Source organism: Sphaerochaeta sp. S2, assembly GCF_016406725.1.
Taxonomy (GTDB): domain Bacteria; phylum Spirochaetota; class Spirochaetia; order Sphaerochaetales; family Sphaerochaetaceae; genus Sphaerochaeta.
In genome coordinates this window covers 1-5,579 of sequence record NZ_JAEKNT010000279.1, presented here as the reverse complement: position 1 = coordinate 5,579, position 5,579 = coordinate 1, and the positions used below count along the sequence as shown (strand labels likewise).

General features: G+C 48.3%; 5 protein-coding genes. 3 read left to right on the top strand and 2 right to left on the bottom strand.

Going from position 1 to position 5,579, the window contains the following annotated elements; translation table 11 throughout:
- Together JF818_RS08045 and JF818_RS08040 are read left to right on the top strand one after the other, a co-directional pair.
- Positions 1–729, top strand: a 729-nt coding sequence (locus tag JF818_RS08045; protein WP_198891505.1) for a GGDEF domain-containing protein, incomplete at its 5' end; no start/stop codon positions are given.
- 66 nt (positions 730–795) lie between these two features.
- A complete protein-coding gene (locus JF818_RS08040; RefSeq protein ID WP_198891504.1) occupies positions 796–1,545 on the top strand; it encodes a MerR family transcriptional regulator in 750 nt (249 codons plus the stop codon).
- Positions 1,546–1,564: 19 nt separating this feature from the next.
- Here JF818_RS08040 and JF818_RS08035 read toward each other — a convergent pair whose 3' ends face one another.
- Together JF818_RS08035 and JF818_RS08030 are read right to left on the bottom strand one after the other, a co-directional pair.
- The gene (locus JF818_RS08035; RefSeq protein WP_198891503.1) at positions 1,565–3,430 is read right to left on the bottom strand and encodes a DUF1538 domain-containing protein; all 1,866 of its coding nucleotides are present in this window, start codon (positions 3,428–3,430) and stop codon (positions 1,565–1,567) included.
- Positions 3,427–4,125 (bottom strand): hypothetical protein, encoded by a 699-nt coding sequence (locus JF818_RS08030; protein WP_198891502.1) that lies wholly within the window; start codon positions 4,123–4,125, stop codon positions 3,427–3,429. Before JF818_RS08030 ends, JF818_RS08035 begins: the two co-directional genes overlap by 4 nt.
- A gap of 221 nt (positions 4,126–4,346) precedes the next feature.
- Between JF818_RS08030 and JF818_RS08025 the strand changes: the two genes are divergently transcribed.
- Positions 4,347–5,402, top strand: a complete 1,056-nt coding sequence (locus JF818_RS08025; RefSeq protein WP_198891501.1) for a DUF1566 domain-containing protein — start codon at positions 4,347–4,349, stop codon at positions 5,400–5,402.
- Positions 5,403–5,579 lie beyond the last annotated feature (177 nt).

Below are 5,579 nucleotides of genomic sequence, written 5' to 3'. Positions count from 1 at the left end.
CGTCAGAAACACCTGCTCTTCAAAATGATCGAGCAGGTTGCGGCGATGCACTCCCGTTTTTCACTGCACAACTCGCAGGTGGTCTACAGTCATTTCGAGCAGATCCAGAAGCTGAACAACCAGCTGGTCAACACCCAGCGGGAGCTTCAGCGGGCGAATAAGAAGCTTGAAGCGTTGAATCTCGATCTGAACAACCGCCTGGTCAAGGACCCGCTGACCGGATTGGTCAGCCGCTACCAGTACCGCTCCGAGATGCAGCGTGTGATCAACGCCAATCCCCAAGCCCTCGGTCTGTTCGCCTTCATCGACATCGACGCCTTCAAGCAAGTCAACGATACCTATGGGCACGCTGTAGGGGATGAGTACTTGGTTGCCTTTTCAAAACGTCTTGCATCCCTTCCATTCGAGAAATCCACTATTGCCATGCGCATCGCAGGCGACGAGTTCGGTCTCTATATGCACGAACTTGCATCCGTCGATGATGAAATCTTCTCATCACTTTACCGGAAGTTTGAAGTATATGTCACCGAGCGTCCACTCTCCACGTCCATAGGGGAGCTTACAATCAGCTGCAGCGTCGGGTTTGCCGTCTATAACCGTGATACAACCAACCTGTTCGAGCTGATCGAGTATGCCGACTGGGCCATGTATCAGGCCAAACGCGGCGGGAAGCACGGATACCGGGTATTTGACAAGCTGCTGTACGACCAGCGATATTCCGAGCAGTAAAAAAATTGGCTGCCTCTTGACCCTCACGTTACGTGAGGGTGTATAGCCATATCAGGAGGTGCAAACATGGACTACACCATTGGAGAAGTCGCACAGCTTGCCTCGATTTCCGAGCGTACGTTGTGCTATTACGACGAGCTGGGCCTTGTATGTCCCAAACGGGACAGGGGGCAGCTCTATCGGCTCTATTCGAAAGAAGATTTGAAACGACTGCAGACGGTTCTCTTCTATCGGGAGCTGGACTTCGACCTGGCAACCATCAAGGCAATCATGGAAGATCCCGGGTATTCCACCTTGCAGGCCTTGGAGGACCAGAGGAAGCGGTATCTGGCAAGGCGCAGCCGTTTGGAGAGTCTGCTTCGCACCTTGGAAACAACCATCGCAGAACAGAGAGGAGAAACAACCATGACAGACAAAGAACGGTTTGAGGGATTAAAGAGAAATTTGATTGAGGAGAATGAGAAGAAGTTCGGAAAAGAGATTCGAGCACGGTATGGAGAGGAGACGGTGGCCAAGTCGAATGCACAGATGATGGGTATGGATGAGAAGACCTACAATGAGATGAACGAATTGGGCGTCCGGTTGTTGGAAAAGCTTGTCGAGGCGGAAAAAACGGGAGACGTTTACTCGCCCCTTGCCCGGGAGGTGGCCATGATGCACAAGCAATGGCTTGCCTACACCTGGCCCTCCTACAACAAGGAGGCGCATGCAAATCTGGTTCGCATGTACGTGGACGATGAACGGTTCAATACTTATTATCTCGGAAAGGCGGCCTTCCTGCGCGACGCGGTGCTGGCTTGTCTGAATGAGGAATAAGGAAAAATAGTTCAGCCACTCAGCCCTCTGAATTGGAGGGCTTTTCTTCATCTCGTACAGCGTAGGTCTTGATGAAAGCTTCGGTTGGAGAACCATAGACCGATAAGAAACCGTCGAAAACACTCTGCCGCTCGGCAATCAATTGCTCAGCAACACGATTGCTGATGTTTTGTGGCGTGATGAGCAATACCATCTCCCTCTCGGGCTGCAATTCCAAGTTGAAAAATGGGATTTTTGAAGCACTATTTTCTATTGAACCTCTGCCAACAAGTATAGTGGCACCGGTTGCCCCGCTTTTACGGGCAAGGCTGACTACATCATCGGCAAATCCGCGATTCACAAGTACGAGCATGCACGTATGGTCGGCGACTCGCTTCTCTTGGCCGATTGCCTTGCTCAGCATGGGTATCTCTTCGGTGATATGTATGGGTTTCTTCTGTCTGAATAGTGTGCCTAAAAGCATAATGGAAAAAACTGGAGCCATGGCAACCAAGGCAATGACGCCGAATCCATCCACCAACACGTTTGCTGTCGGGATGGCCGAGGCGGCTCCTTGTGCAAAGGCCAGAACGAAGGTTGCCATCATCGGACCGGAAGCAACCCCTCCTGCATCAAATGCGATGCCGACAAACACGGGATTGCACCAAAACGACAAGAACAAAGCGAAAGCAAAACCCGGGAGTAGGAAATACCATAACTTCACTTCAGGAACAGTGATGCGAACCATGGAGAGTGAAATAGCGATGGCTGCACCCAAAGAGAGTGTCAGACGGATGAGTCCGAGAGGTATGGTACCTCCAGTGACTTCCTCGATCTGTACGCCCAGGACATGCACTGCCGGCTCCATGAGGACGACGATCAGGCCGAAGAGGAATCCTACTGCTATAAGGAGTCTCGTATCCATCGAGGCGATCTGCATACCAATCACCCTGCCCATATCCATGAAGCCTGCGTGTACACCGGATAGAAACAACACTAGACCGATAAGTACAAGCAATAGGCCTTTGATAATCCCAAGGATTTCCTTTCGCTTCAGTTTAAATTTGAATCCGTTGTACACAAAAAACAAGAGCGTGATCGGCAGGAGCGCGATCAGGGACTCCCTTAATGTTGCAGGAATACTTTCCAGAATCGGAGCGATTACCCCGACGGAAGGAATAAACACACTGGCCTCACCTTGAATGGTATGCTGCCCGGTGATGAAAGAGATGCACATGACTGCGAGGATGGGTCCGGCACTCATGATGCCAACCAAGCCAAATGAGTTTTCCTCGGCATGCCTGCCGCCTTTCGCCTGGGATAGCCCAAGTGTTAAAGCCAGTACGAAAGGAGTCGTCAAAGCTCCAGTGGTTGCTCCTGAAGCATCGAACGATATTGCAAGAAACTCCTCAGAAACTAGAAAGCCCAGTACAAGAATGACCAAGTAGGTCATCAGCAGGAAGATATTGATCGATGGCTTATCCCTGAGCAGGCGGAGAATGCCCAGTGAAATCAGCAGGCCCACCCCGCCTGACACCATATATACAATGAGCCTGCTTGAGAGGGTATGGCCCGACGCTTCCTCAATTTGTGAACCCAGGATCAAAAGATCAGGCTCGGCAACCGTAATGAGAAATCCCAACAAAAAACTTAAAATCACCACCCCTAGGAAGGTTTTGGAAGTAGCAACCTCATTGGACATGTACACGCCGATGGGGTGCATGGATAGGTCGATTCCCCATAAGAAAAGAGCAAGCCCCACCAAGAGCATCGTACTTCCAACCAAGAAGCGAATAAACATATCCGTTTCCACTTCTATGATGGTAAAACATAATGCCACCACAACCAGCACGAGAGGGACCAGTGATTGCAGGACTTCCTTGACTTTACCATAGAGAAGATTCATGACCTGACTCCCCTCTGCTCTGCAACTCTGTTCTCAAATAAACCACTGGTCCTGAGAACCGGAAGGATGAAGAGAATTCCATTACCTGGGTTCGCCAGGCTCAGTGATTCGGTAATACTCTCTTTGATCGCCTGCAGCGTATCTTTTTTGGATAGGATGATCACAATATCCTTCTGTGGTTCTATGTTCAGAGAAAAAAAGAAGTCCTTTGGTATACCCGCCCTATGTCCATGCACAATGGTGCCACCTCTCGCACCTGCTTTTCGTGCTGCGTACACGCATTCTACTCCCCTGCCCCGCTCCACAATAGTAAGAAGGGCAAAATAGTCATCCATAGGTTTTTGGCTGGGATCAGGCTTCTTTTCCACGGTATCCCAATTCTTGAATGGGATGGAGAATGCAATCCCCTTTCGTCGCTTATAAAATTTGAATGTTTGGAAGACCATCTCATGCAAGCCGACACACAGCTCATACCCTGCGCTGATGATCACAATTTCCTTGTGAGCTTGGGAAGGTCTGACTGTATTGAAGAATCTTGAGCGTGTGGTTCCTTCTGCGAGCAGAATGGTTCCCCCGATTGCTCCAAGCTCCTGGGCCTTTTGCAGCAGAATATTTGCCTTTCCTTTGTTGACAACAGCAAAAAATAAGGTATCGATGGTAAGCTCCCTTGCACCTGATGAATACTCATAACCCATGTGTGTATACTATTGTTATACCATACTTTTCCTTGAATTCCCAAAAGATGTAGGCTGTTTTTAAGAATCAGTGACTACGACACTCTGTGTCACACTTGATGCAATACACTATCATCAGGAGGCAGCCAATATGCCACAGATGACAGCAGAGACACTTGTTGAGCGGATAAAAAAGATTCCTGAGTTCATTCTCAGCAAGATTGTCGAAATTCTCGACTCCTATGACAAGGAAAGCACCGTTGCTGAAGGGATCCTGGACCACAAATGGCAAGAACATCACCCTATTTGTAGAAGACCCCCAAGGGGATTATGTCACCTTTGAGGGTACGTATGATTCTAATGGGACTAACCTACTCCTTACACTCGATGGTGATGAACTGGTATTGGAGCGGCATTGGGTCAGCAACAAGGACGATGTTATTGCATTCAACAACCAATTCAAAACGGAGACACCTGTACAGTCAGGTACCATAGCAGGAGTGTACGATACCAATTTCGGGAAAATGACACTTACCCAGAGAGGATCATCGGTAACAGGAGAATATCCGATGGGAGAGGTGCAAGGCACCTTCTCCAATAATACGTTCTCAGGAACCTTTTCCTCCATGGGAATTGAAGGCACGTTCAATCTTGTCTTTACCCCCAATGGTGATGCATTTGAGGGAAAGATGGTTGTTGATACGTATACCGACTATCTCTGGATAGGTACGAGAATATCATCTGGAGAACAAAGTTTACCAGCTACCACAACCGCACCAGCACAGAACACTGCATCTTCCTATTCGGTTGGCATGAATGGCCCAAGTGGAGGAATCATTTTCTATGACAAGGGTGAATTCAGCAATGGATGGCGATATCTTGAGCTTTCTCCCCAAGGAGCCGAAATGACTAAAATGTGGGCTCCAAACAATGAGATGACTGCAGGTGTATTTGATGTTGATGATGAGATCGGTAGGGATGAAGACTATACCGGGAAAATTGTTAGTGCTTATGCGAACATTACTTCTTGGAATGATTACGCAGCACAAGCTTGCGAGAGTCTTTCCTATAGTGGATTCAATGATTGGTTCCTGCCTTCTCAAGCAGAATTGGTAGAAATCTACAACAAGGTACATAAGGAAGGTTTGGGAGGGTTTGCCAGAGATTTGTATTGGTCATCCACAGAATGGAAAGATGGGAGCAACAGCTATGCTTATTATCTTAATTTCGATGATGGATCCCAGTACGTGAGCTCAAAAATGGATTCCTTGAAGGTTCGACCGGTGAGAGCTTTCTAGGGCGCATGCATAGATAATTCAACGGTGGCAGTGCCACCGTTGTTTATTTCTATAAGCTACTAGCCAAAAAGAGTATCTCCTCACAATATCCATTTCTCATCAGTGAGGAGCATATATCATTAGGTAATGGAAGCCTCGTAGATTTCTCGTATTGAAGTTTCAAGTATCTTGTTGAAC

Coding starts and splice junctions, on each gene's coding strand:
- JF818_RS08030 (WP_198891502.1), bottom strand. CDS start 4,125: ATGGGTTATGAGTATTCATCAGGTGCAAGGGAGCTTACCATCGATACC.
- JF818_RS08025 (WP_198891501.1), top strand. CDS start 4,347: ATGACAAGGAAAGCACCGTTGCTGAAGGGATCCTGGACCACAAATGGC.
- JF818_RS08040 (WP_198891504.1), top strand. CDS start 796: ATGGACTACACCATTGGAGAAGTCGCACAGCTTGCCTCGATTTCCGAG.
- JF818_RS08035 (WP_198891503.1), bottom strand. CDS start 3,430: ATGAATCTTCTCTATGGTAAAGTCAAGGAAGTCCTGCAATCACTGGTC.